Source organism: Alteromonas aestuariivivens (genome assembly GCF_003367475.1).
Lineage (GTDB): Bacteria > Pseudomonadota > Gammaproteobacteria > Enterobacterales > Alteromonadaceae > Alteromonas > Alteromonas aestuariivivens.
In genome coordinates this window covers 171,995-196,389 of the sequence record NZ_QRHA01000006.1, presented here as the reverse complement: position 1 = coordinate 196,389, position 24,395 = coordinate 171,995, and the positions used below count along the sequence as shown (strand labels likewise).

The window sequence follows — 24,395 nt, the reverse complement described above, 5'->3', positions numbered from 1 at the left end:
ATTCATCAGGCTGGATAATGCCGCTCCAGTCAAAAATCCGCTAATTTGGGCATCGCAATGGGGCAATTTAAAAATCAGGCAGAAGCCGAAGCAGCTGGCGTTTACATCAGCAAAGTGAAAAGCTTTGTGAAGCGGGAAGGCCGGTTAACCAAAGGACAGGCCCGGGCACTGGAGCAGTTCTGGCCCACCATGGGCATCGAATTTGACGACTCCATGCTGAAGTTTTCTGAGGTATTCCAGCGCGAGGCCCCCACCGTACTGGAAATAGGCTTTGGGATGGGTAAGTCGCTGGTCGAAATGGCCAGCAACGCCCCCGACAAAAACTTTATTGGTATTGAAGTACACCGCCCCGGCGTAGGTGCCTGTTTGTCTCTGGCTGGCGAGTTGGGCCTGACCAACCTTCGCGCCATGGAATACGATGCCGTTGAAGTGTTCAAAAAAATGATCCCCGACAGCAGCCTGGACCGGGTGCAATTGTATTTTCCCGACCCATGGCATAAAAAACGCCACCACAAGCGCCGGATTGTGCAACCCGAATTTGCTGAGATGGTGCGCGTCAAACTAAAAATGGGTGGCCATTTTCACATGGCAACCGACTGGGAAAACTACGCCGAACATATGGCAGAAATCATGAATTCAGCGCCTGGCTTTAAAAATACAGCCGAACAGGGCAACTATGTGCCCCGGCCGGATTATCGCCCAATTACCAAATTTGAAGTACGGGGCCAGAAACTCGGCCACGGAGTTTGGGACCTTATCTACGAGCGTACTGAATAATGATGCTGAGCCCCCAGAGCCAACTGCTGGAACGCAATCTTGAAATGTTTGAAATGGGTGAATGGCTGCTGGTAAACCCGGCGGACGCCTACTTTACCGACTTACTCAGCCATCGTGAGCTGCACGTGCTGCATCAGTATTTCGACGTGTTCAGTGAGAGCGTACGGGTAGTCCCTTCCATTACCCTGGACAGCCGGGACATCAGCAACTCCCCGCAGGGTTTCTCTGTAGAGCAGCAAGTTGGCAATCATCTGCACACCTTTAGCCCATTCAGCCTGACTCAAGGGCGTTACACAGACGTACTTATTTATTTACCCAAGGCCAAAGCACACCTGCAAATGCTTCTTCAAATGGCGGCCAGTTGCGTAAAACCCGGTGGAAATATTCATTTGGTTGGTGAAAACAAAGGCGGCATAAAAAGCGCGGCCAAGCTGTCCAATCACTATGGCACCACCATCAAGGTTGATTCAGCAAGGCATTGCAGCCTGCTTACCACCAGCGTGGAACAGCCTGCCGGCCTGTTTGATCCCGAGAAATGGCTTGAGTACAGGGAATACGAAACGCTTGATGTCTCATGGCATGTAGCCTCCCTACCCGGAGTATTCAGCCACACCCAACTGGACGATGGTACCGAATTGTTGCTGCAGAAAGTGGCAGCTAATTTAAGCGGAACCGTTCTCGATTTCGCCTGCGGCTCAGGAGTAGTAGGCAGTTATCTGCTCAAACAATACCCACACCTGGGCATGGTCATGTCTGACGTGAGTGCCCCGGCCCTTTACAGCGCCGCCAGAACCCTGTCTGAAAACAACCAGGCGGCCACCCTGATTGCCGCCAATGGGCTTCATGGCGTGGACGAAAAGTTCAACCACATTGTTACCAACCCGCCTTTCCACACCGGTATTAAAACGGATTACAGCATTACCAAGCGATTTATCAGCGACGCACGCAGGCTGCTGAAAGGTTCCGGCACTCTGACTATGGTCGCCAACCGGTTTTTGCCTTATCCCGGATTATTGCAGGAAAGTTTTCCCCAGGTCCGTACCGTTGCACAAAATTCAAAGTTTTCCATTTATTTAGCCATAAGTGGATAGCGCGACAATCTCCCGCTGTGCTACCGTAGAGTTCATTTATTTGGGATACTTCCATGCTAGTTGACCAGCAACTCGCCTGAGCTGAAAAGGAATTTTGTCCTCGTTGCTGAATGATCGCAATGAACATTCGTTTCAGCCAGGGGTGGCACCAACAATCGAGGTGATGTTGTGAAAATTGTCTTTGCTATATCTGAAGTCGAGGATTTGGTAAAAACCGGTGGCCTCGCGGACGTGGGAAAAGCTTTGCCTTTAGCCCTGTCTGAAATGGGTCATGAGGTAGTCATTGTATTACCCTACTATCAGGCCATTGCCCGCGAATACCAACTCGCCGACGCCTGCCCTCCGCAAACCCTGTTCGCCGAAAGCCAGGTTTATCACTATCGTCTAAAAGAACTTCACTGGCATGGAATACAGGTATATTTTGTAGATTACCCTGAATATTTCGACCGCGATGGCTTGTATAGCAATGCTTATGAGGCGTACAAAGACAATGGTGAACGCTTCAGCTTTTTCTGCGGTGCGGTACTCAGTGCTCTGCAGGCAATCAGCTGGCAGCCGGATGTGATCCACTGCCACGACTGGCACACTGCCATGCTGCCTTACCTGATGGCCTACGATCGCTCAGGTTTTTTCTCTGACAGTAAAACTGTTTTCACCATCCACAATGCGGCGTTTCAGGGCGTGAACAAGCTCGAAGACATTCCGTTTCTGCGGCACCACCCCGGAATTTTATCTCAGGTTCATGGCGGCTACATCAACATGCTGCAGAGCGGCATTGAGTTCGCCCATAAGGTTACCACCGTCAGCCCCAACTATGCGCAGGAGTTACTCACAGACCTGGGCAGCCATGGCCTGCATGACCGTCTGGTTTCCCGGCGAAGTGATATGTCTGGTATTCTGAACGGTTGTGACTACAGCCAGTGGGACCCGGCGACTGACCCATATCTGCCGGAGAACTACAGTGCCGATAACCTGCTTGCAAAAAAAACCTGCAAGCTCACTCTGCAGGAAAAAAGTGGCCTTCCACAAAATGCCGACGTTCCACTGATTGGTATGGTGTGTCGCCTGACAGAACAAAAGGGCTTCGGCTATCTTATTCCCATTCTCGATGACCTGATGTCACACAACCTGCAAATTGTGATCGTAGGAACCGGCGACCCAAAAGTATGCATGGATTTGGGCGAGTTCGCCCAAAGTCACCCCGCTCAGTTTGCCTTTATCAATGGGTTCAGTACCGAACACGCACATCTGGTAGAAGCCGGTGCGGATTTCTTTTTGATGCCATCCCAGTTTGAGCCGTGCGGACTGAACCAGATGTACAGCCTGGCCTATGGAACCATTCCAATTGTTCGTGCTGTCGGAGGCCTGAAAGACACCGTAATTGACCTCAAGGACGACGCAAATGGTGCGACCGGCTTTGTATTTTCTGCGCCCAGTTCCTCGGCGCTTTTGTCCTGCATTCGCCGTGCGCTGCTGTTCTACTATGAACACCCGGTTGCTTTCAGGGAAATGCAGTTGCGTGGAATGGCCACAAGATTTACATGGCAGGCAGCAGCAGATTCCTATGCAACCTTGTATCAGTCGATGTCAGGAGAGTACCGGGCATAGTAGTACGCGCTTTCCTTTTGTGGCCGATTAAGCCACTATAAGGCAAGATGTGCGTTTTTTGAACGAAGCTATAAAGATACGATGACAGACTCGACAGTAAGGCTCTCAATAAGGAGTTTATTCCTGTGGGTGGTAATGGCTATTGCCACCATCACACTGGTAATATCTTCCAGTCTGTCGATGTATACCCAAATTAAAACCTATCGTGAAGAATTGACGGCCCAGGTCGAGATGCTGGCTGAACTGATCAGCTTTAATGCAGCAGGTTATCTGATTGACGGAGACAGGGATTCGGCCGACAAACGATTAAAAAGCCTCTCCGCAGCCCCGATAGTTTTGAATGTGCATATATATCGCCGCAATCCGGAATTTGGAGAGCTTGCGCTGTTTACGAGGTATCAGCGTGAGGGGCACCCTCAGGTAGAAAGCAAATCCACACAGCTTCTAAATTACCTCAGTCCCAAAATCAGCGATGCGGTCATTGAGATCGCCCGGGAAGTTACTGACGACAATAAAAACCGGGTTGGCTACGTTTACCTTCGGGCTTCAGCAGACAGTTTCAACCAGCTGGTAGGGCAGTCGATCCTGCTGAATTTGTCGGTGATGTTCATAATGATGGTTGTGAGTTTTTTGCTCGCTCTGCGCCTCAAACGCATTATCACAGACCCGATTGAGCACCTTTCCGAATTCTTGCGCCGTACATCAAGGCACCGGGATTACTCGGCCCGCTCCCAGTCACCGAATATCCGCGAGTTCAGTATTTTATCCGAAGCCATCAATGTCATGCTGTCTCGCATTCAGGAGTACATGCAGAAACAGCAGATTGCGGAAGAAAGGCACCGAAAGCTCAATGCCAGCCTGGAAGATATGGTCAACCAGCGCACTTTGGCGCTCAAGGACGCCAACCAGGAGCTGATTCAGACGCTTGAGAAACTTCATCAGTTTCAGCGCCAAATTGTACAAAATGAAAAAATGGCCTCCTTGGGAGACATGGTTGCTGGGGTGGCCCACGAAGTTAACACCCCGATTGGACTAGGGGTAACCGCTTCTACCATGATGCTCGACCGCTTGGTGGATATTGAAAAGGAGTTTGAAAGCAAAACCCTCAAAGCCAGCACCATGCGCAAGTTTCTGACCGAAAGTCAGGAGAACCTGAATATAATCTACCGAAACCTTAACCGCGCTGCGGAGTTAATTTCCAGCTTCAAACAGGTAGCGGTAGATCAGACCAGTGAAAGCAGCCGTTCTTTTTGTTTCGCTCAACTGGTAAACGAAATATTATTGTCACTGAGGCCCCGGCTTAAAAAACTTCCGCACACCATCCATGTTGATTGTGACCCTACCCTGACAGTTAATACCAAAGCGGGCCCAATCAATCAGATCCTCATAAATCTGATTATGAATTCGATTTTGCACGGTTTTGAAGGCATGGAAAACGGGGAGATCAACATCACCGCCGAACTGTTGCCGTCAGACAAGCTAAAGCTGGTTTATCGGGACAACGGCCGTGGAATACCGAACCATATTCGCAAGCGGGTGTTTGATCCGTTTGTAACCACCAAACGCGGGCAGGGAGGCTCCGGACTGGGAATGCACCTGGTGTATAACCTGGTTACGCAGGCACTGAACGGCACAATTGCGCTGACCAGTGAGGAAGGAAATGGGGTAGAGTTTGTGATTGTCTTCCCGGTTGCGTCTACTGAAAACAGGGCGCAATTAAAATTAAATCACTAAATCCTTGTATTTTGGATATAAACCCTTATACCGTAGAAGCAAAGTTATTGGATAATAACTTGCAAACAAGGTTACGAACATTAAAATTTAACCAGTAGATTGCTTTTTCGATTGTAACAAGAGTGTGAAACACCATGCAGACGCCAAATATATTAATAGTAGAAGACGAAGTGGTCACCCGTACCACGTTAAAAAGCTTATTCGAGGCAGAAGGATATAGCGTATTTGAAGCCGAGAATGGCGAACAAATGCATGATTTTTTTGCTAATCACACCATTAACCTGGTGATTATGGACATTAACCTGCCCGGCAAGAACGGTTTGATCCTGGCACGGGAAGTTCGTGATCGCAAAAACGTTGGTCTGATTTTCCTGACCGGCCGCGACAACGATGTTGATCGTATTTTGGGTCTGGAAATTGGCGCTGACGACTATCTGACCAAACCGTTCAACCCGCGTGAACTTACCATTCGTGCGCGTAACCTACTGGCCCGCACCACCAGCGCCGCTGAAGATGATGATTTGCCTAGCCGTGTAAGCTTTAACGGCTGGACTCTGGACGGTGACAGCCGTTCACTGATTTCTCCAAGCAATAAAGAATTCCGTTTACCACGCAGTGAATTCAGAGCGTTGCATCTGTTCCTAAGTAACCCGGGCAAGATTCTGACCCGTGAACAGCTGATCATGGAAATGACCGGACGCGAGTTGCGCCCGAATGACCGTACCGTAGACGTTACCATTCGCCGTATTCGTAAACACTTTGAATCTGAGCCGAATGATGCAGAGTTGATCGTAACCATTCACGGTGAAGGTTATCGTTTCTGCGGAAGCGTAGACAGCTAAGTTACTAAAAACCGAAGCAATCTAAATTAAAACGCAGCCTTCTGGCTGCGTTGTTTTTTATTACTGCCTTTAGTGCAGCCTAGCTGCCTGCAATGCGCATATTATCCAGTAACACTGAGCCAGTCTGAATACTGCCCCGGGTATCACGGTTAGCTCCGACGGCCTGAATATTGGCAAACATATCCAACAGATTTCCGGCAATCGTCACTTCATGCACCGGATACTGAATAACACCGTTTTCTACCCAGAATCCTGCCGCCCCTCGGGAATAATCACCGGTCACGCCATTTACGCCCTGCCCCATCAGCTCGGTTACCAGTAACCCGGTACCCAGCTTGTTTAGCATAGCCTGATCAGAGTCTCCGGTATCACCCACCAGCCAGTTGTGAATGCCTCCGGCGTGGCCAGTCGATTTGGTATTAAGCTTACGTGCCGAATAGGTTGTATACAGATAGGTAGCCAGCAAACCATTTTCGACAATGGTCCTGTCGTGGGTAGCCACCCCTTCATGGTCGAAATTACTGGACGCCAGCCCCTGCTTAAGATGCGGGCGCTCTTCTATGGTCAGCCACTCAGGAAATATCTGCTGGCCCAGCTTGTCGAGTAAAAAACTGGAGCGGCGATACAGGCTGCCACCACTTATCGCACCAACGTAGTGACCAAATAAACCACTGGCGATGTCTTTGTGCAGCAAAACGGGGATATTGGCTGTTTTAAGCTTACGGGCCCCCAAACGCGATACAGTCTCCCTTGCCGCTTCCTGCCCTATTTCATGTGCCGGGCGCAACTCATTGGCTCTGCGGCTGACGGTATAAGCGTAATCACGCTGCATGTCCTCGCCTTCGGCGCCAATTACCATACAGCTCAGGCTGTACCGACTGCTGGGGTATCCGGCATTGATGCCATGGGTATTTCCGTAAACCCGCATGCCAAGATTGGCGTTGTACGAGGCCCCGTCGGTATTAACGATACGCGGGTCGAACTCAAGCGCGGCAGATTCCGCCTCAATGGCTATCTGTATTGCTTTTTCCGTATCCAGGCTTTCGGGATGATAGAGATCCAAATCGGGAAACTCGGTGGCAATCAGTTCCTTGTCGGCCAGTCCGGTACAGGGGTCTTCACTGGTATATCGGGCAATATCAACGGCTTTTTCCACCGTCAGGGCCAGCGCCTGCGGGCTCAAGTCCGCCGTTGATGCACTCCCCTTGTGCTTGCCAACGTAAACGCTGATTCCAAGACCACCGTCATTAGTGAACTCAACGTTTTCTACCTCACGCATGCGGGACGAAACAGCAATACCCTGGACTTTGGACATACTGGCTTCAGCCTGGGTTGCCCCCTTGCTGAGGGCCATTTTTAGCACATCATCAACAATGTTCTGGATTTCTGCTATTTGCTGCTCAATCTGCATAGTAAGTTTCGCTATTTACGTCTGTATGTCACAATTACGGTAATCGAAGTGTAACACTTATGAGTAGCAAATGAGTGACCATAAACACCATTCTGAACAAGAATCTTTTTTTGAAGAAGAGGCCGGCTACGACTATGACGAACCGCTCAGTAAAACTGAGCTGAAACGTCAGTCTGAACGGCTGCAAAAACTCGGCGAAGAGTTGGTAAACCTCTCTGCCGCGCACCTGGCGACCATCCCAATGGATGACGAACTGGCTGATGCGGTAAACCTTGCGAGAAACATCAACCGTAAAAAAGATGGCTACAGACGCCAGTTGCAGTTTATCGGCAAGCTGATGCGCCAGCGTGAAACCGATGAGATTGAACAGGCATTAGCCAGCCTGACTCACCAGCACCAGGCAGCCAATGCAGCCTTCCATGAGTTGGAAAAAGCCCGCGAGGCAGTTATTCAGAAAGGGGATTCAGCCATTCAAACGCTGATTGAACAATACCCTGAACTCGATCGCCAAAAACTGCGTCAGTTTCACCGCCAGGTGAAAAAAGAACGTGAGAAAAGTGCCCCGCCCAAAGCGTTCAGAGAGCTTTTTCAGTACCTGAAGGAAATAATCCAGCCTTAAACAGACTGGATTGATAAGAATTACTGGGTGACCAGCCTGATACTTATCAGGCTGTACCACCCACTGTAAGTTCATCGATTTTAAGCGTGGGTTGCCCTACACCCACAGGCACACTCTGGCCATCCTTACCGCACACGCCAACGCCTTTATCCAGCGCCAGATCATTGCCAATCATGGAAATTTTCTGCATCACTTCAGGGCCATTACCTATCAGGGTTGCCCCCTTCACGGGAGCAGTGATCTTACCATTTTCAATCAGATAGGCCTCAGCGCTGGAAAACACGAACTTGCCAGACGTAATGTCCACCTGACCACCGGCGAAATTGGGCGCATAGATACCCTTGTCGATAGTGGCAATGATCTCGCTGGGGTCATATTTTCCGGCCAGCATATAGGTGTTAGTCATACGCGGCATAGGCAAGTGAGCAAAGGATTCACGGCGCCCGTTGCCGGTTGGGGCAACCCCCATGAGGCGGGCGTTCATTTTGTCCTGCATGTATCCTTTCAGGATGCCGTCTTCAATGAGCACGTTGTGTTGTGAAGGCGTGCCTTCGTCATCAACAGACAAAGACCCTCTGCGACCACTTAAGGTACCATCATCCACTACAGTAACGCCTTTGGCGGCTACCCGCTCACCAATGCGGCCACTGAATGTAGAAGCGCCTTTACGGTTAAAATCGCCTTCCAGACCATGACCAACCGCTTCATGCAGCAACACTCCCGGCCATCCGTTACCCAAAACAACCGGCATGGTACCAGCTGGTGAAGCCACCGCCTGCATGTTTACCCTGGCCATATGCAGGGCCTCGTCGGCCAGCTTTTCGTAATAGGGGCGGCCATCGTCGTCCGAGCTGAAAAAGCTGTAGGTATGGCGGCCGCCGGCTCCGGCGCTGCCTCTTTCCCGGCGATCCCCCTGCTCCAGCAACACTGAGCAGTTCAAACGCACCAAGGGGCGAATGTCGGTTGCCAGCGTACCATCAGTGGCGGCTACCAAAATCTGTTCATACACTCCGCTGAGACTCACCACCACCTGACTGATGCCCGGCTCCTGCTGACGAATGTAGGCGTCTGCCGATTTCAGCAAGGCTATCTTTTCCGCATCGGCCATACCCAGCAACGGATTGTCGTTGTCATAGCGAGACTGATAAGGCTGGGCCTGAAAACCACTGATCTGAACCTTGCCACCGTCAGGCGCAATACTTCTGGCTGCGTGGCAAGCTTTGATCAGCGATTCTTCACTGATGTCGTCGGAGTAGGCAAAACCGGTTTTCTCACCGCTGATCGCGCGAACACCAACACCCCGTTCGATGTTGTAGCTGCCTTCCTTGATAATACCGTCTTCCAGCACCCAGCTTTCATGCTGGCTGGACTGAAAATACAAATCGGCATAATCGTTGTCATGATGATGGATTTGCCCCAGGGCCTTGTTCAGTGAATCCAGGTCCAGGCCGGACTCTGCCAGCAAGTGGCGTTCTACGTTATTTGACAATTTCACTCCTGAACCGGTTATGTTCTCCAACCGGCATATTCGCTTTGTGGCTATGGCGCTGTAATACGTCCACAACAGCCTGAATGGATCCCCGGTTGTGAGGAAGCTCCGCCAGAACTTCTCCCCAGGGAGAATAAATGATGCTGTGCCCGTACGTCTGGCGATTGTTGGCATGCTCCCCGGTTTGCCCGGCGGCCACCACAAAACACTGTTTTTCGATTGCCCTGGCGCGTAACAGGGTATGCCAGTGTGCCTCACCAGTATAGCGTGTAAAGGCTGCGGGCAAGACCAGAATATCTATGTCACCCATCGCGTTAAACAGCCCGCCGAAGCGCACATCATAACACACTGCCATGCCGATACGGCCTATTGGCGTATCAACCACCACCACCTCGTTACCAGCCTGGGTATACTTAGATTCACGATAGCTGCCGGTGCTGTCGTTGACCGACACATCAAAAAGATGGATTTTCTGATATTCGGCCATCACTTCACCAGCAGGTGAAATCAACAGGCTGGATGCGGTAAAATGCCCCGCATCCTCGCCCTCTAGTGGAAAGGTACCGCTCACTAAATAACAGCCAAACTCCGCTGCCATCTGTTTCAAACGGCGGGAAATGGGCCCCTCATAACGGGCCTCTGCGAGTGCGAGCTGATCACCGTCCCTACCGCCAAAAAAAGCAAAACACTCGGGCAATACCACCAGATTCGTTTGCTCTGCCGGCAGTCGCCGCAACTGCCCGTATACCCAGCTGAGGTTAGACTCCACATCGGGCACCGAAGTCATTTGCAGCGCAACCAGGTTAACCATTTATAATCTCCATATGCAGAGGTTCCAGATCTGGCTGGGTAAGCGGCTGACTGTCAGGCGCTGTCGGCTCAGGCTGGGCACGGGCCGGCAATGCTATGTCTTTGCTGTCCCTGCCCACCTCTTCGAATGTGGGATCATTGATGGTGCCCGTGACACGATAATTCACATTCGAAATGACCTTGGCCGACGTCAGAACCTGATCTATCGCAAGCGCGGCCAGCGCCGTTTGTGGAGTAGCCAGAAAGTATACTAAAAACGGTAGGTTACCGGTTACGTTGGGTGTAAAGGTCACATCGTAATTCAACTGCTGTGCGACAAGGTCGGTGTAGCCATCAATAACAATTTCACCGGCTGCACCGTCAATCTCTGAATCATCTGTGTAGGCCCTGCCATCGGAAATTTGCAGGGTGCCACTCATCTTGTCATAGAAAAAGCCTTTCGCGAACACGTCCCTGAAATCCAGGCTGAGTTTACGTACCAGCGAGTTGAGGCTAAAAAGACTGAAAATTCTTGAGCCTTTGTCGCTTACCTCACTCAGGTAACCGTCTGACAATTCCCACGTCACGGTACCCGCCAGATCCTGCAGGGCAAAATCCATCGGCGAAAGTGGCCAGGCCAGGTCAAAGTCCAGTTGTGCGCCGGAATCCTTGATGCCAGCGTTAACTCCGTATGACTGCAGCATCATGCCGACATCATTGCTACTTAGTACGCCGGCAATTCTTGTCGAGTTCAACGATTCACCAAAGCGCCACTGCCCGCTTGCACTTAGTTCACCGTGCTGACTTTTGGCTTTGAACTGGCGGATCTCCATGCCCTGTTCAGAACGAGCAACATCGAGGGTGACTTCACCCAGGTTTTTACCGTACACCGAACACTGGCCACAATGGAAATAGAGCGGAGGCAAGCGGTCCGCATTCCAGTCATGAACATCGTCTGAAGCGTTGCTGTTCCATTCGTCAAACCGCACAAAATCGGCTTCAATCTCGATTCCTCTTTGTAGCCACTGATCATAAAGATTGACTGTGGCACGGGCTTGCTGGGAATTTATATTAAGCGACCAGTTCTGATTTAACTGCTTGGCGGTAACACTCACGTCACTGAGAGTCTGCCCGGCAAATACCAGATTGTCGGTGTCGATGAATATGCGTTCCGGGCTTGAAAACAGCCCTTTGGTGTCTTTGTTGATGCCAACCAGCAATAAATCGATGGCCTGGTACCAGTCGCCAACATTGACCACGTTCAAGTCGGCCGAAATACTGAATCCCATGCCCCGGCCAACAAAATCACTTTCCCCGAAGGCCAGATGCGCACGGGAGAATTGCATTTCCCTGTGCGGTAATACCCCGTCGAAACGAATGGTATCACCCAGTGAGGCGACGATGGTCGACGCCTGCTGGTTGCCTTTACCTGAGACAACCAGCGCGATTGGCTGCCCCTGGGCCTTAGCCAGTGGAGAAGGCAATGTGGAATACAACCCGTTAAGCTGTGAACGGATATCGGCCTGATATTCAAACCCCTGTTCAAGCAAGCTGACTTTCACCTCTGCCTGCCAGGCGCTATTACCGGACAGGTAACGTTCGTAGGTGGGTTTGTATTGCCGCACCAAAGGCGTTACGTCCCAGTCTCCACTCAGCCCAACAGCAACCTCATAGCTCTGGCCCTGTTTGCTTCCATTCAGTTGCAAAGCCACAGGTTGCTCAAGCAGGTTGGCGGTGAAGCCTCGGGTAGAGATTATGTCATTGATGAAATCCACTTTCCCGGTTGCCCTGTCCAGATGAATGTCCACGCGGGTAATGTCAACCTGGTTACCAGCCAGTTCAGCCGTTCCGGAAGCTACAACGGGCTTGCCATTCAATGGAATTTCAAGCTTAAGACGAGCTTCCAGGTCACCACTGACCCTGACTTCCTCTTTCAGGACCTTGCCCAGTGAGTTTCGAATACCACTGTTCATCATCAGGTCAGCAACCTGCTCACCGCGCCCTTGCCCCATTGCCTCTATCGTCAGTACCGAAGAGCCTTTCAATCCCGGAATGGCGGCGGTCATATCCGTCACCTCTACCCCCATAAGCTTGCCGCCCGGGCTAAACATGGTCAGGTTGTCGTTTTCAAATTTCAGTTGAACGTCAAACTCTGTCAGTGCCGGCCAGTCGGGGGAAAACAGAAAACTGCTGTCGGTCACATTGGCGTAGGCCTGAAACACACCGGTGTTGTCATGAAACGGAAAATCGGCCCCTGTGCCCTGCCACAATAACCGTACACCTTCTATGCGACCTGGCCCAACAAATGCCCGGGTAAGGTAATCACTGGTTTTCTGGCCCATCAGCGGTGCGGGCAACAATTTGTGCACATCTGCCACCGCCAAATCTTCAATTTCGGTATACAGGCTCAGAGCTCTGTCGGCCTGTTGAAACCGGAATGCCTGCTTCAGGGATACCAAGGGAGATTCCACGCGCAACTGGTTTGCCTGGATCACCCAGTCGCCCTGTTGCTGGTAAACAAAAACCTTACCCCGTAACTTATCTATCTGGCTGTTTTGCGGCAGCAGGTTGTCAATAGTGAGCCGGGCTTCATCTGCCCGCAAGGCAATGGTGCCCTGGTTGCCATGCCAGTAAAAATCCATATCCAGGCTATCAACGCCAGGCATTAAACCTTGCTGTTGCCAACTAAGGTCAATCAGTTTGGCTGCCACAGATGGCTGCCCACCCTTCCAGCGAAACTGTAGAGTCGCCAGTTGGCCTCTCGGGTTTAATCCCCTGGCATCATCATCCGAGGCATCGTCGGTCATTATCGGCAACAAAACCAGTAAAGGGTTTACCGGAATGGGCTTTACGGTGTTGATGACAATAGCGCCATCAGATGAGCGACGCCCGACCAAGTCGGTCACAATGCTTTGGTCATTGGTGCCGAAAATGAGTTGGTCTACCCGGAAGTTCCAGCCAGATTCGCTGGGTAACGCCTGAATACTGCCGCCCTTAATACCGGTCAACACTGCCGGCGAATGCTCTCCCCCCCACTCCAGCGAGCTGTCCTGAAAATTGGCAAACCACGCACTGACACTGCCTGATTCAAGTTCAATCCAGGTTTCAAAATTTGCACGGCTGCTGGTTAATGGACGTGAAGTGTTAATCAGGCCACTGACCCAGGGGGAAATGTCGAGTTCTTCAGCCTTGGCATAAAACACACCGGCAAGGTTGTCCTTGTTGCCCGTCAGGTCTATCACAAAAGAAGCGGAATTGTTGGCGAGTTCCTTAACCCTCAGTGCCCCCTGCCCCTGGTGACTCCTGCCACGGTTCGACCAGCTTAGGGTCTCCAGTTCCAACACCTGCTTTTTACCGCTGCTGGACAGGCGCACCTCACCCTGCTGCAGGGAAAAGCTTTGCAACTGTTCAAGAAACAGGCTTTTCAGCGCATCTACCACAGGATAACTGCTGTCGCCCCCACCTTTCATGCGATCGGTGTCGATATCCAACACCACGCCTTCAAGATCGAAACGGTCTGAGGAAACCATTCGCCGGGCAACTGATTTCCAGAAATCCACCTCTATGTAAATTCGTTCGATTTGCAGTTCAACAGGCGAGGAAGCATCCTGCTCAAGAGTAACCCCATCGAGTACTATAGACGGACCATTGTTCTTCCAGTCAGCACGTACGCTGCCAATACCGAGGTGAACGCCATAACGCTGGTTGACATAATCTTCCAGCAGATACTTTTTTTGGTCGAGGTGAGGCAATGCGTAGCGCATCACGCTCAGCATTACGGCAAATAACACCAGTAAAATGGCAAACAACAGCCAAAGCTTTTTGACCAGATAGGCTGCCACATTGAATGCTTTTGTCACTCTCGGCCTTACATCATCACGACGTCGTATTTGTCTTGGTTGTACATGGGTTCAGTTTGCACCTTAATCTGTTTGGAAACAAACACCTCCAGCTCCGCCAGCATATGTGATTCTTCACCCAGCAACTCCTCCGCCACCTTGGGGGAAGCGTAAACCACAAACTTGTCTGCATCATAGGCACGGTTAACCCGTACAATTTCACGCATGATTTCAAAGCAGATGGTTTCGATGGTTTTTACCGAGCCTCGCCCCTTACACACCGGGCATTCTCCACACAGAATGTGCTCCAGGCTTTCCCGTGTACGCTTGCGGGTCATTTCAATTAACCCCAGAGCGGTAAACCCGTGAATGTTGATTTTGGCGCGATCTTTACTGGTGGCTACCTCCAGGCTATGTAAGACCCGACGTTTGTGATCGGGTTCCGTCATGTCTATGAAGTCGATGAGGATCATGCCGCCCAGATTTCTCAACCGCAATTGGCGGGCAATGGCCTGCGTGGCCTCGATATTGGTATTAAAGATGGTTTCTTCGAGATTTCGGTGGCCTACAAACGCGCCCGTATTGATGTCGATTGTGGTCATCGCTTCGGTTTGATCAATGATTAGGTAGCCACCGGATTTCAAATCCACCCGTCGCTCCAATGCGCGTTGAACCTCGTTTTCCACATCGTACAAATCGAAAATTGGCCGTTCACCGGTGTAGTATTCCAGCTTGGAACTGAGTTCGGGCACGTATTCCCGGGTAAATTCACACAGCTCCTGATAGGACAACTTGGAGTCAATGCGTATACGATCCAGTTCGGTACCAACGAAATCCCTCAAGACCCGGCGGGCCAGAGGCAAATCTTCATACAAAACATTGGATTTACGCTTTTTCATGCGGGACTGGATCTTGTTCCACAAACGCCGCAGAAAACTGGCATCCTGTGACAGTTCAGTCTGGCTTACACCCTCAGCTGCAGTGCGCAGGATGAACCCGCCGTCTTCATCACAGAACTCCTGCATGAGGCCTTTGAGACGCTCACGCTCCGCTTCATCCTCAATACGCTGGGAAACGCCAACATGCGTCACGCTGGGCATGAACACAAGGTAACGGGAAGGAATGGTGATGTCCGTGGTCAGCCTTGCCCCTTTTGTACCGATAGGGTCCTTAACCACCTGCACTACGATATCCTGGCCATCACGCACCAGTTCACGAATATCCTGTTTTTGAATATGGCTGGTCGAGACTTCACCAACGATTTCATTGTGAATAACAATATCGGATGCATGCAGAAATGCGGCCTTTTCCAAGCCAATATCAACAAACGCTGCCTGCATGCCCGGCAGTACCCGGCTTACCTTGCCGCGGTAAATGTTTCCCACCAGGCCACGTTTGGTGTGACGCTCTACATGAATTTCCTGCAATATGCCATTTTCAATAAGGGCGACCCGCGACTCAGAAGGTGTGACATTGATTAGCAGTTCCGCACTCACAATAGTACCCCAAAGTGTTTGAGCAGGCGTTTGGTTTCATAGAGCGGCAGCCCGATAACAGAACTGACACTGCCATTGACAGATTTGACAAACTGCCCGCCGATTCCCTGAATTCCGTAACCACCGGCTTTATCCTGTGGTTCTCCCGTTTCCCAGTATGCGTGAATGTCCTGTTCAGTAACAGTACCAAAACGAACACGGGTGGCAACACACTGGGTCACCTGGCGTTGAGTGCTAATGAGGCTGATAGCAGTAAGCACCTCATGCTCCCGGTCTGACATGGACAGCAACATGCGCACACAATCGGCTTTGTCAGTGGGCTTACCTAGTGGCAGGTTGTCCAGCGCTATCAGCGTATCAGCAGCCAGAACCACACTGTCCTGTTGCCGTTCCCCGGACAAACGTGAGTACGCCTCACGGGCTTTTTCTTTTGCCAGTCGCTCAACCAGATGCAGAGGCAGTTCCTGGTACTGGGGTGACTCATCGATGTCTACCGGCATCAACCGGTGTTGGATACCTATTTGGGTCAGTAACTCAGTACGACGGGGGGAAGCAGATGCAAGGATCAGTGATGGAGGCATAACACACGCGGTCCAGGTTTAAAGAATTCGGAATTGGCGGCGGGCTTTTCGCAATAACCAGAAAACCCACGGCCACAACACCATGGATGTGACAACCGGCCAAAGGTATTCAAATTGAAAATAGATATCCGTGAGCAAATGCTGCAACCAGAACACCACCAGATGATACAACGAACTGATCAGGCCAATAATAATGGCCTGTTGCCACACCGAGTAATTGCGCAAACGCTGGTAGTTGGCAGCAAGCACATACACACACAGGCTCAGCGCAAAACTGTGAATACCAAGTGCAGTCCCCAACAGAATATCGAGCGCCAGTCCGGTAAGAAAAGCCACACCAACATTTACCCGGTGCGGTAATGCCATGGTCCAGTACGCCAGAACTATCAGCGTCCAGTCCGGACGGTACACATCAGCCTGAATGGGCAACGGCATGATCTGCAACACCAGGGAAATAATAATACTGATAGGTACTGCGTAATGATGGGCCTTGAGCATATTACTTCCTGTCTCCGACTGCCTGCCCAGTCAACGTGGTACCCTGCTCATCCTCAGTCAGCTCACCCTCGCTCAAAGGCCAGAGCAGCAACAGGTACTTCAGCCTGTCCAGGCTCGCCAGCGGCTGGGCGCTTACCGAGGCAAATGGCCGGCTTTCGTTATGAATAACGGATTTGACCCTTGCGACCGGGTAGCCTTCAGGAAACACATCGCCCAACCCGGAGGAAATCAACAAATCGCCTTCCTGAATATCAACACTGTGCGGGACGTGTTCCAGATACAATTCATCCAGTGAGCCACTGCCACTGGCGATAAAACGAATGTTGTTACGCAGCGAACGGACCGGGATTGCATGGGTAACATCCGAAATCAGTAAAACACGGCTGTTGGTGGTACCCACTTCCATCACCTGGCCGACAATTCCCTGATCATCCAGCACAGACTGGGACTCGAAAACGCCGTCGATGGCACCCTTGTTGATCACTATTTGCTGACTGAACGGATTGTTGTCTACCGCCATCAGTTCAGCCACCATTTTGCGCATGCCAGGTTTGACCGGTGCGTCCAAAAGCTTACGCAACTGAATATTTTCAGACTGCAGCAGTTCAAATCGCTGCAACCGCTCGCTCATAATAAGCACCCGATTGGTCAGGCGCTCATTTTCAGCAAGCAACACCTGATGGGAGGTAAGACGCTGGGCACTTTCACTGAGGAGTAAACCTGGCAGGTTAGCCAGGTACTGCAAAGGGCTCATGAGAGAATTGAGATAAACCCGGGTGGATTTAAAACCATCCAGTTTATGGTCAACAAAGATCAACAAAACCGACAGGGCTATGGCGAGCGCAAGTCGGTTGTTCAAAGATGGGCCACGGGTGAATATGGTATCCATGCTACCGGGAAGGCACCTTTATCAGGTGCCCGGTCCTGATTATTCGTAGCTGAACAGATCGCCGCCGTGCAGGTCGATCATATCAAAGGCTTTACCGCCCCCTCTTGCCACACAGGTAAGAGGATCATCCGCAATCACAACCGGAATGCCGGTTTCTTCCATCAGCAGCCGATCGAGATCTTTCAGCAGGGCACCACCTCCGGTGAGTACCATGCCCCGCTCGGAAATGTCGGATGCCAGTTCGGGTGGTGATTGTTCAAGCGCAACCATAACTGCCGATACGATGCCGGTCAGTGGCTCCTGAAGCGCTTCCAGAATTTCATTTGAATTCAGAATAAAGCCTCGCGGTACCCCTTCAGCCAGGTTGCGGCCACGCACTTCGATTTCGCGAACTTCTTCACCAGGGTATGCCGCACCGATTTCATGCTTGATGCGTTCTGCGGTGGCTTCACCAATCAGTGAACCGAAATTACGACGAATGTAATTGATAATGGCTTCGTCAAACTTGTCACCACCAATGCGAACCGATGAAGAGTAAACCACGCCGTTCAGAGAGATGATTGCCACTTCGGTGGTACCACCACCGATATCCACCACCATGGAACCAGTGGCTTCGGATACCGGCAAACCGGCACCTATGGCTGCTGCCATCGGCTCGTCAATCAAATAAACTTCACGAGCACCGGCACCCAAAGCCGATTCCTTGATTGCGCGGCGCTCAACCTGGGTCGAGCCACAGGGAACACATACCAGTACCCGGGGGCTTGGGCGTAAGAAATTGTTGTCATGCACTTGCTTGATGAAGTGCTGGAGCATTTTTTCAGTAACGTAAAAATCCGCAATCACACCGTCTTTCATCGGCCGGATGGCACGGATATTTCCCGGCGTTCGGCCCAGCATCCGTTTTGCTTCAGCCCCTACAGCGGCAACACTTTTTGGCCCGGAAGCCCGTTCCTGTCGAATGGCAACAACAGAGGGTTCATTGAGAACGATTCCCTGATCTTTTACGTAGATCAGCGTATTGGCTGTTCCGAGGTCGATGGACAGATCGTTGGAAAACATGCCTCGAAGCTTCTTAAACATGAAATGCTATTTCCTGTAACAGTGCCTGCGCGATTAAACATAGACGGGTGCGGAGTTGCGCGCCAGCTTGAATAGATATCTATCCGCACACTTTAACAACGGGGGCATTTTTGGGCAAGTCAAGACCGGATCAATGGCGATAAATTTCGGTGTTTTTCCGGACTTTCACTGGCAATTTGGCTGGACTTGCTGAAAGAAGCACAAAAAACAACCACACCTGGCAGTAAAAAACCAGCCGCCAACTAACCAGCCCCCTGATTAGGGCCGGATCATACCATCGTTCCGATGATGAAAGGTTATGCGAAATACCCTCACCGTCTGCATCAACAAACGATGTAAGAGTCAGCCCGCAGGCTGATGAGTGACTTTCCCGCTTGTCACAGCATAATCAAATGAAGCACCCACACTGAGGCGATACCGGCAATAGGCGTTTAACGGCTCACTGTTTACCAGTTCACCCTGATAATATTCGCCCACAATCCGAAAACCATCTATTTGCATTGGCACATTGAGCAGCATACGCCACAATCGCTGGCACCCCTCACTGGTTGGCTCCACTTTTGGCAAGCCGGTATGGGACAGACTGACGGGCCGCCGGTCAGTTTCTTTACCCTGCTTGTCGTAATGCACCAGCATTATCCTTTCTGGTTGCCCTTCAGCACGCCATTGCCAGTAGGCGTGCGTGGCACTGGATTCCATTCGGTCTCCAAGCTGCTGCAGCAAATCTGCCTGCATGTTAGGTTCAACCCGATATAAACGGGTAATAAAGGTTGCCATGATCCCACCGAGCAAAAACACCAGCGAAACCTGCATCAACATCTTCAAATGGCCGTTTTTGGCGGCACGTTTACGGCTCATTTGCCGCCCTCCCTTAAAAAGCGCCGTATCATACCCGAATTTTAGTTCTCAGGCTTATCGCGCTATCAATAAGTTTTATGGCATACCTGGGGCCTGTTGATCTTTGGTGTTCAATTTTGCAGCGAATTGTCGTGCATTTATGCAAGGCAGAGACTGTGAAGTGTAGTCATCTACATGAATAGTCTCTAACGCAGCAGAAAAGCGCGACAAACGCTGCCCTTCGGGTTCACTCTGAGTGATTCCAGTGCTGCGTTGTTCGCCGTTTACTTAGCTGACTAAGCTTCATGACGCTCGCCTTGCCCTGAAAACACTCAGAGAGAACAAATTTCGAACAGCAAAGATCAACAGGCCCTAATTAGTCGGTTGAGACCGGCAATTGCAACCGGTTGAGCCCCCAGTATCCATGATCTTTACTTAACACCTTCCAGCCACGACGTTCCAAATTCCGACGTATGTACCGGTTGCTCAATCCGTGGCCGAACACCACAACCTTACGATGAGTCTCGGCACGGGCCTCCAACAGGTTAGCGGCATAATTCGCGCGTACTTTAGCAGCGGAAAAAGATTCGAATGGCCCCCTGACTCCAGCGAACCAGATAGCCCGGTTTATTACAACCCAGGTCCAGGCCCGCAATCTGAACGGCAATCGGTATCGCGGAATATCCATTTCCCTGAGCAAGGCACTTATCTCATGAATGGGTTGATCGCTGTACTGACTGGCGGACAACTGGGCGCGTTTTAGGTCGCTGGACATAATGTAATATTCGCTGAGGTCCAGCCGGTGCCCGGCTTTACTTTTCGGATGCAACTGGGCGCGATTGTAGTCGCGTACCCAATGGGCAAATCCCGTCGCATTTACTTTTTCATTGGTTGCCGATTTCGGCCGACCATGGCGGATTAAGAGTATTTCCTTCGCTTCCATGCGCTCTGTCAGTATAAAATTGGGGGATATTCGATATTAACGACTAATATATGACCAATAAAGCATCAACTCCAAAATTTCAGTCTCCACAGGCCGCTCAGTGGTGCTTTACCTACAACCAGTTAAAGCCAAACGCGTTTGCAAAGCGTCTGCAGCTATTGAAAAGCCTGCTTCAAATTGAAAACAACGCCTGGCTGGAACCCCAGTTTCAGTGTTCATTAGGCACAAACATCCTGCTTGGCAACAATGTTTATGCTAACCACAATGTCACAATTGAAGATCTTTATCCGGTTAATATTGGCAAACACGTTCTCATTGGCCCTCATACTCTGATATCAACACTCCCCAGCAGTAACAATGCGCAAGACGGTTCACCCATCACCCTGTGTGACAACGTTTGGGTAGGTGCCCATGTGTACATAGGGCCCGGAGTAACCATTGGAGAGGGGGCGGTGATAGGAGCGGGCAGTTATGTGACAGAATCCGTACCAGCCCTGACACTGGCGGCTGGAAACCCCTGCAGGGTAATTCGTGCAATACAGTAACCTCAACCAATATTAGTGCCAATAAAAAAGCCCTGAAAAATCAGGGCTTAATGATAAAAAATAAACAATTTCTATTTTGTTGGCCGTTAGAACGGAATGTCGTCATCAAAATCGAAATCGGGCTCAGCCATTGGCGGTTTAGATTGCCCTTGGTTTCCACCCTGCGGACGACCACCACCTTGCTGTGGAGGCTGCTGATAACCGCCTTGCTGACCACCATAATTCTGGTTGCCTTGAGGGTTACCCTGTGTGTTTCCCTGGGGACGCTGCTGGTAACCACCACCTGCATTTCCGCCCTCGGCACGGCCGCCCAGCATTTGCATTTGATCAACAATGATTTCGGTGGTAAAGCGTTCCTGGCCCTGCTGGTCCTGCCACTTACGGGTTTGCAACTTGCCTTCTACGTAAATCTGCGAACCCTTTTTCAGGTATTCACCGGCAATTTCAGCCAGGCGACGATACATGGTTAACCGATGCCACTCGGTACGCTCCTGCACCTGGCCCTGTTGGTCTTTCCAGCTCTCACTGGTTGCCAGGCTCAGGTTTGCTACCGCATTACCGTTAGGCATGTATCTTACTTCAGGATCATTACCCAGGTTACCCACAAGAATGACCTTATTCACGCCTCTGCTTGCCATCGATGTCTCCTGTCTGTTTTTCAGGCCTTGGTCAACGCTTTACCCAAAGCCGTTCTATCGATTTGTTACGTTATCAAAGCTGACCAGTATAACCGATTTTAACGCAGCACTAAGGGTTATTTTGCTATATACAGCATTTTGCCCGCCGATAATGTTATAACCCACTACCCCGCTTGAAACTACAGGGCCTGCGTTCAGTTTTTCATATCTCAAGTTGGCAATTTAATGACAGGCTAAATCAGAGGCTTGACTAAGCTGCTGGGGGCTGCAAAGCCTAGCGTCAGGCTTTGCATAGGAGGCTTAAGGACGTTGAATCAGCTCACATTTTCGTTTAACGAAGAATTGGCAATTTCATTTTCAATAAATGCCATGGCTTCATCAATCAGGTACACCATCATATTTTTGGCCCGCTCAGCGTCACCGTTAAGTATTGCGGTATAAACACGGCCATGCTCTTCGGCAATCGCTTTGTTACTGCCTTTTGCCGGAGTTGTATGCTGGATACTCACATTCAGGGCGGTACTGATAAAATCACGCAACTGGTAGAAAAAGCGGTTCCCACTGGCTTTCAGAATGGCTGTGTGAAAAGACAAGTCGGCAGAATGGAGATCGCCGTCAGGATCGTTCGCTGCGTCTTCCATTGCCTTTAGCGCTTCGCCTATTTTTGCAATATCCTGTGGGTCACCCTGTCGAGCAGCCAGTGCTGCTGCCTGCGGTTCAACGGCCAGGCGCATTTGCAAAAATTCTTTCAAAACCAGTAGTGAAGGGCTGCTTTCCAACATCCATTTCAAAACGTTTGTGTCGTACAGGTTCCAGTTTTCCGGTGACTCCACACGAATTCCCTGCCTCGGGCGCGAAGAAATCAAACCTTTCGCAGCAAGCATTTTTACCGCTTCGCGCACTGCGGTCCGGCTTATCCCGTATTCATCACATAACTGAGCTTCGGTCGGCAAACCGCTATCCGCGCTGTAATGCCCGCTAATAATGGCTTTGCCCAACTCGTTGGTCACTCGTTGTGACAAATTTAAATTTTCAATGCGCGCCATAAAACACCCTTGTTAAGCATCTCTCATATAATACTACCTTGTTTTAACCCGTTAATTGACAATTTTTTACTCAAAACAGCGGAAATTCTCATTCGTAGAAATTGATTTTTAAGCAAAAAAAGCAGCACGGGGCAAAAACAAAAAAACATTTAGTATTATATACTGTAATCCCAGTGTAAGGCGCTTCTGATGAAACAAGGCTGTTTGGTAACCACAGAGGTAAATCTAAGGTTAATGCGCAAGTGCCAGAGCCAAGGCAATTACTGCCCCCATCAAAGCCACCAGAAGGTTAATTGCAATACTCCACTTTGTGGCATACCCATCCGGAAAATCTGCCGGCTTCAGGTTCGCTAATACCTTGGCGAACTGGCGGGAAGAATACAGTGCTGTGAAGGTACCCAGAATAATAAACCCCATCCCAACCGAGAAAATCAACCAGTATGGCAATCCGGTTGGGGCATTCGGCACCAGTACCGCCATTAACAACCCTGATCGTTCGACAACAAAGCCAAACGCTATTAAAGCAATGCTGGTGCGATTCCAGGCCAGTAGCGTTCTCTCTGCCGCAAACAATACCCGTGGATCTTTTGCATCTGACACAGCCACTCTCCTTTAGTCAAAACATTGGCGTTGCCACCGTGGGCTAAATTTTCCCCAGAATTTTATCCATCACCCAGCTGGTATGTAATGCAGACCGGCCGCAAGACGGGTGGCTGACGCCTTGGTGCAGCGCATCACGCATATTCTGAACGTGATAAAACTGTACGTGCTTTGGGTTCTCCAGCCAGATTTCCTGCTGATGTTGGGGTGTATGTACCACTATTGGCTGCTCTTCAAACACTGAAAAAGCCAACTCCCCCCTGCTACCGTATATCACCACCTTGTCTTCTTTGTGGCGGCTGCCAAAATTCCAGCAGCCACTGCCGGTTACACCGCTTCTATGCTGCCAGCAAGCCGATATGGCATCCAGCGAGGTGTACAGCCCCTGCTGATTAACTCCAACTCCGCAGGCCTCGGCAAACTCTCCCAACAAGAAGGCAAACAGATCCAGGCCATGGCTCGCCAGATCATCAAAGTAACCTCCCGGCGCTACCTTACTGTCAGTGCGCCAGTTTTCCACACCTCGCAGGTCCCAGTCGCTGGGTGCTTTACACAAATGCCAGCTTATGTGCCTCGCCGCCCCGATGGCACCTGTGTCCAACAATTCTTTAATCTTCAAAAAGCGTGGTAAAGACCGCCGATAGTAGGCAACAAACAAGGGAATATTTGCTTCGCTAAAAGCCTGGAAGATTTCCAGGCTATCGGAATAACCCGGTGACAGTGGTTTTTCAATGCAACAGGGCTTGCCTGCCGCTGCTACTTTCAGGCCATATTCTTTGTGCGAATCAGGCGGAGTAGCAATGTAAACCGCGTCAATGGAAGGATCAGCTATCAGTGCGTCTGCATCATCGAAGAACCGCTCGACCCCGTGACGGCTGGCATAGTCTTCCGCCTGACGGACATTTCGTCGCATTACGCCCTGCAAGCTGAACCCGGGCACCTGTTGATAGGCAGGCCCGCTTTTTACTTCCGTTACGGCACCACAGCCAATAATGCCCCATCGGGTGAGATGATTATTCATCAATTCAAAATCCTCTTTC

Annotated in this window: 22 protein-coding genes; 7 read left to right on the top strand and 15 right to left on the bottom strand. The window is 50.7% G+C overall.

Annotated features, from left to right (window positions below; translation table 11 throughout):
* The first annotated feature begins 57 nt into the window (after positions 1–57).
* From trmB to arcA, 5 genes are all read left to right on the top strand, one after another.
* Positions 58–777: a tRNA (guanosine(46)-N7)-methyltransferase TrmB gene (gene trmB / locus DXV75_RS09770; protein ID WP_115593222.1), complete on the top strand. Its 720-nt coding sequence runs from the start codon at positions 58–60 to the stop codon at positions 775–777.
* Positions 777–1,868, top strand: a complete 1,092-nt coding sequence (locus DXV75_RS09765; RefSeq protein ID WP_115593221.1) for a methyltransferase — start codon at positions 777–779, stop codon at positions 1,866–1,868. Before trmB ends, DXV75_RS09765 begins: the two co-directional genes overlap by 1 nt.
* A gap of 168 nt (positions 1,869–2,036) precedes the next feature.
* Entirely contained in the window at positions 2,037–3,476 is a 1,440-nt protein-coding gene (gene glgA, locus DXV75_RS09760; RefSeq protein ID WP_115593220.1) for a glycogen synthase GlgA, read from the top strand.
* An 81-nt stretch (positions 3,477–3,557) separates the two neighbouring features.
* Complete coding sequence (locus tag DXV75_RS09755) at positions 3,558–5,210, top strand: sensor histidine kinase (protein WP_115593219.1); 1,653 nt, start codon at positions 3,558–3,560, stop codon at positions 5,208–5,210.
* Positions 5,211–5,344: 134 nt separating this feature from the next.
* Positions 5,345–6,052 carry a two-component system response regulator ArcA gene (gene arcA / locus DXV75_RS09750; protein ID WP_115593218.1) on the top strand — a complete coding sequence of 236 codons (708 nt, stop codon included), beginning with the start codon at positions 5,345–5,347 and terminating at the stop codon, positions 6,050–6,052.
* 79 nt (positions 6,053–6,131) lie between these two features.
* On the opposite strand, the gene pmbA is transcribed toward arcA, so the two are convergent.
* Positions 6,132–7,463: a metalloprotease PmbA gene (gene pmbA / locus DXV75_RS09745; RefSeq protein ID WP_115593217.1), complete on the bottom strand. Its 1,332-nt coding sequence runs from the start codon at positions 7,461–7,463 to the stop codon at positions 6,132–6,134.
* Between the two features lie 70 nt (positions 7,464–7,533).
* Here pmbA and yjgA point away from each other — a divergent pair, with 70 nt between their 5' ends.
* Entirely contained in the window at positions 7,534–8,082 is a 549-nt protein-coding gene (gene yjgA, locus DXV75_RS09740) for a ribosome biogenesis factor YjgA (RefSeq protein WP_115593216.1), read from the top strand.
* 46 nt (positions 8,083–8,128) lie between these two features.
* On the opposite strand, the gene tldD is transcribed toward yjgA, so the two are convergent.
* The 10 genes from tldD to DXV75_RS09690 form a co-directional block, all read right to left on the bottom strand.
* A complete protein-coding gene (tldD, locus tag DXV75_RS09735) occupies positions 8,129–9,571 on the bottom strand; it encodes a metalloprotease TldD (protein WP_115593215.1) in 1,443 nt (480 codons plus the stop codon).
* Positions 9,561–10,382, bottom strand: a complete 822-nt coding sequence (locus tag DXV75_RS09730) for a carbon-nitrogen hydrolase family protein (RefSeq protein WP_115593214.1) — start codon at positions 10,380–10,382, stop codon at positions 9,561–9,563. Before DXV75_RS09730 ends, tldD begins: the two co-directional genes overlap by 11 nt.
* Entirely contained in the window at positions 10,375–14,220 is a 3,846-nt protein-coding gene (locus DXV75_RS09725; protein WP_115593213.1) for a YhdP family protein, read from the bottom strand. Before DXV75_RS09725 ends, DXV75_RS09730 begins: the two co-directional genes overlap by 8 nt.
* 8 nt (positions 14,221–14,228) lie before the next feature.
* A complete protein-coding gene (gene rng / locus DXV75_RS09720) occupies positions 14,229–15,695 on the bottom strand; it encodes a ribonuclease G (protein WP_115593212.1) in 1,467 nt (488 codons plus the stop codon).
* Positions 15,692–16,276: a Maf family protein gene (locus tag DXV75_RS09715; protein WP_115593211.1), complete on the bottom strand. Its 585-nt coding sequence runs from the start codon at positions 16,274–16,276 to the stop codon at positions 15,692–15,694. Before DXV75_RS09715 ends, rng begins: the two co-directional genes overlap by 4 nt.
* An 18-nt stretch (positions 16,277–16,294) precedes the next feature.
* On the bottom strand, positions 16,295–16,774 hold the full coding sequence (mreD, locus tag DXV75_RS09710; RefSeq protein ID WP_115593210.1) for a rod shape-determining protein MreD: 480 nt from the start codon (positions 16,772–16,774) through the stop codon (positions 16,295–16,297).
* A 1-nt stretch (position 16,775) separates the two neighbouring features.
* Positions 16,776–17,663: a rod shape-determining protein MreC gene (gene mreC, locus DXV75_RS09705; RefSeq protein WP_115593209.1), complete on the bottom strand. Its 888-nt coding sequence runs from the start codon at positions 17,661–17,663 to the stop codon at positions 16,776–16,778.
* Positions 17,664–17,702: 39 nt separating this feature from the next.
* Complete coding sequence (locus DXV75_RS09700) at positions 17,703–18,746, bottom strand: rod shape-determining protein (RefSeq protein ID WP_115593208.1); 1,044 nt, start codon at positions 18,744–18,746, stop codon at positions 17,703–17,705.
* Between the two features lie 342 nt (positions 18,747–19,088).
* Positions 19,089–19,604: a hypothetical protein gene (locus tag DXV75_RS09695; RefSeq protein WP_115593207.1), complete on the bottom strand. Its 516-nt coding sequence runs from the start codon at positions 19,602–19,604 to the stop codon at positions 19,089–19,091.
* A 355-nt stretch (positions 19,605–19,959) separates the two neighbouring features.
* Positions 19,960–20,526, bottom strand: coding sequence for a histidine phosphatase family protein (locus tag DXV75_RS09690; RefSeq protein ID WP_115593206.1), 567 nt, complete (start codon positions 20,524–20,526; stop codon positions 19,960–19,962).
* A 50-nt stretch (positions 20,527–20,576) separates the two neighbouring features.
* Between DXV75_RS09690 and DXV75_RS09685 the strand changes: the two genes are divergently transcribed.
* Positions 20,577–21,071: a sugar O-acetyltransferase gene (locus tag DXV75_RS09685; protein WP_115593205.1), complete on the top strand. Its 495-nt coding sequence runs from the start codon at positions 20,577–20,579 to the stop codon at positions 21,069–21,071.
* A gap of 86 nt (positions 21,072–21,157) precedes the next feature.
* On the opposite strand, the gene ssb is transcribed toward DXV75_RS09685, so the two are convergent.
* The 4 genes from ssb to DXV75_RS09665 all read right to left on the bottom strand — a co-directional run bounded on the left by ssb (position 21,158) and on the right by DXV75_RS09665 (position 24,376).
* On the bottom strand, positions 21,158–21,709 hold the full coding sequence (gene ssb, locus DXV75_RS09680) for a single-stranded DNA-binding protein (RefSeq protein ID WP_115593204.1): 552 nt from the start codon (positions 21,707–21,709) through the stop codon (positions 21,158–21,160).
* A 314-nt stretch (positions 21,710–22,023) separates the two neighbouring features.
* A complete protein-coding gene (locus DXV75_RS09675; protein WP_115593203.1) occupies positions 22,024–22,755 on the bottom strand; it encodes a FadR/GntR family transcriptional regulator in 732 nt (243 codons plus the stop codon).
* A 231-nt stretch (positions 22,756–22,986) separates the two neighbouring features.
* Complete coding sequence (locus tag DXV75_RS09670; RefSeq protein ID WP_115593202.1) at positions 22,987–23,355, bottom strand: YidH family protein; 369 nt, start codon at positions 23,353–23,355, stop codon at positions 22,987–22,989.
* Between the two features lie 43 nt (positions 23,356–23,398).
* Positions 23,399–24,376: a Gfo/Idh/MocA family protein gene (locus DXV75_RS09665; RefSeq protein WP_115593340.1), complete on the bottom strand. Its 978-nt coding sequence runs from the start codon at positions 24,374–24,376 to the stop codon at positions 23,399–23,401.
* Positions 24,377–24,395 lie beyond the last annotated feature (19 nt).

Coding starts and splice junctions, on each gene's coding strand:
- trmB (WP_115593222.1), top strand. CDS start 58: ATGGGGCAATTTAAAAATCAGGCAGAAGCCGAAGCAGCTGGCGTTTAC.
- DXV75_RS09765 (WP_115593221.1), top strand. CDS start 777: ATGATGCTGAGCCCCCAGAGCCAACTGCTGGAACGCAATCTTGAAATG.
- DXV75_RS09755 (WP_115593219.1), top strand. CDS start 3,558: ATGACAGACTCGACAGTAAGGCTCTCAATAAGGAGTTTATTCCTGTGG.
- arcA (WP_115593218.1), top strand. CDS start 5,345: ATGCAGACGCCAAATATATTAATAGTAGAAGACGAAGTGGTCACCCGT.
- pmbA (WP_115593217.1), bottom strand. CDS start 7,463: ATGCAGATTGAGCAGCAAATAGCAGAAATCCAGAACATTGTTGATGAT.
- yjgA (WP_115593216.1), top strand. CDS start 7,534: ATGAGTGACCATAAACACCATTCTGAACAAGAATCTTTTTTTGAAGAA.
- DXV75_RS09730 (WP_115593214.1), bottom strand. CDS start 10,382: ATGGTTAACCTGGTTGCGCTGCAAATGACTTCGGTGCCCGATGTGGAG.
- DXV75_RS09715 (WP_115593211.1), bottom strand. CDS start 16,276: ATGCCTCCATCACTGATCCTTGCATCTGCTTCCCCCCGTCGTACTGAG.
- mreD (WP_115593210.1), bottom strand. CDS start 16,774: ATGCTCAAGGCCCATCATTACGCAGTACCTATCAGTATTATTATTTCC.
- mreC (WP_115593209.1), bottom strand. CDS start 17,663: ATGGATACCATATTCACCCGTGGCCCATCTTTGAACAACCGACTTGCG.
- DXV75_RS09700 (WP_115593208.1), bottom strand. CDS start 18,746: ATGTTTAAGAAGCTTCGAGGCATGTTTTCCAACGATCTGTCCATCGAC.
- DXV75_RS09695 (WP_115593207.1), bottom strand. CDS start 19,604: ATGAGCCGTAAACGTGCCGCCAAAAACGGCCATTTGAAGATGTTGATG.
- DXV75_RS09690 (WP_115593206.1), bottom strand. CDS start 20,526: ATGGAAGCGAAGGAAATACTCTTAATCCGCCATGGTCGGCCGAAATCG.
- DXV75_RS09685 (WP_115593205.1), top strand. CDS start 20,577: ATGACCAATAAAGCATCAACTCCAAAATTTCAGTCTCCACAGGCCGCT.
- ssb (WP_115593204.1), bottom strand. CDS start 21,709: ATGGCAAGCAGAGGCGTGAATAAGGTCATTCTTGTGGGTAACCTGGGT.
- DXV75_RS09675 (WP_115593203.1), bottom strand. CDS start 22,755: ATGGCGCGCATTGAAAATTTAAATTTGTCACAACGAGTGACCAACGAG.
- DXV75_RS09665 (WP_115593340.1), bottom strand. CDS start 24,376: ATGAATAATCATCTCACCCGATGGGGCATTATTGGCTGTGGTGCCGTA.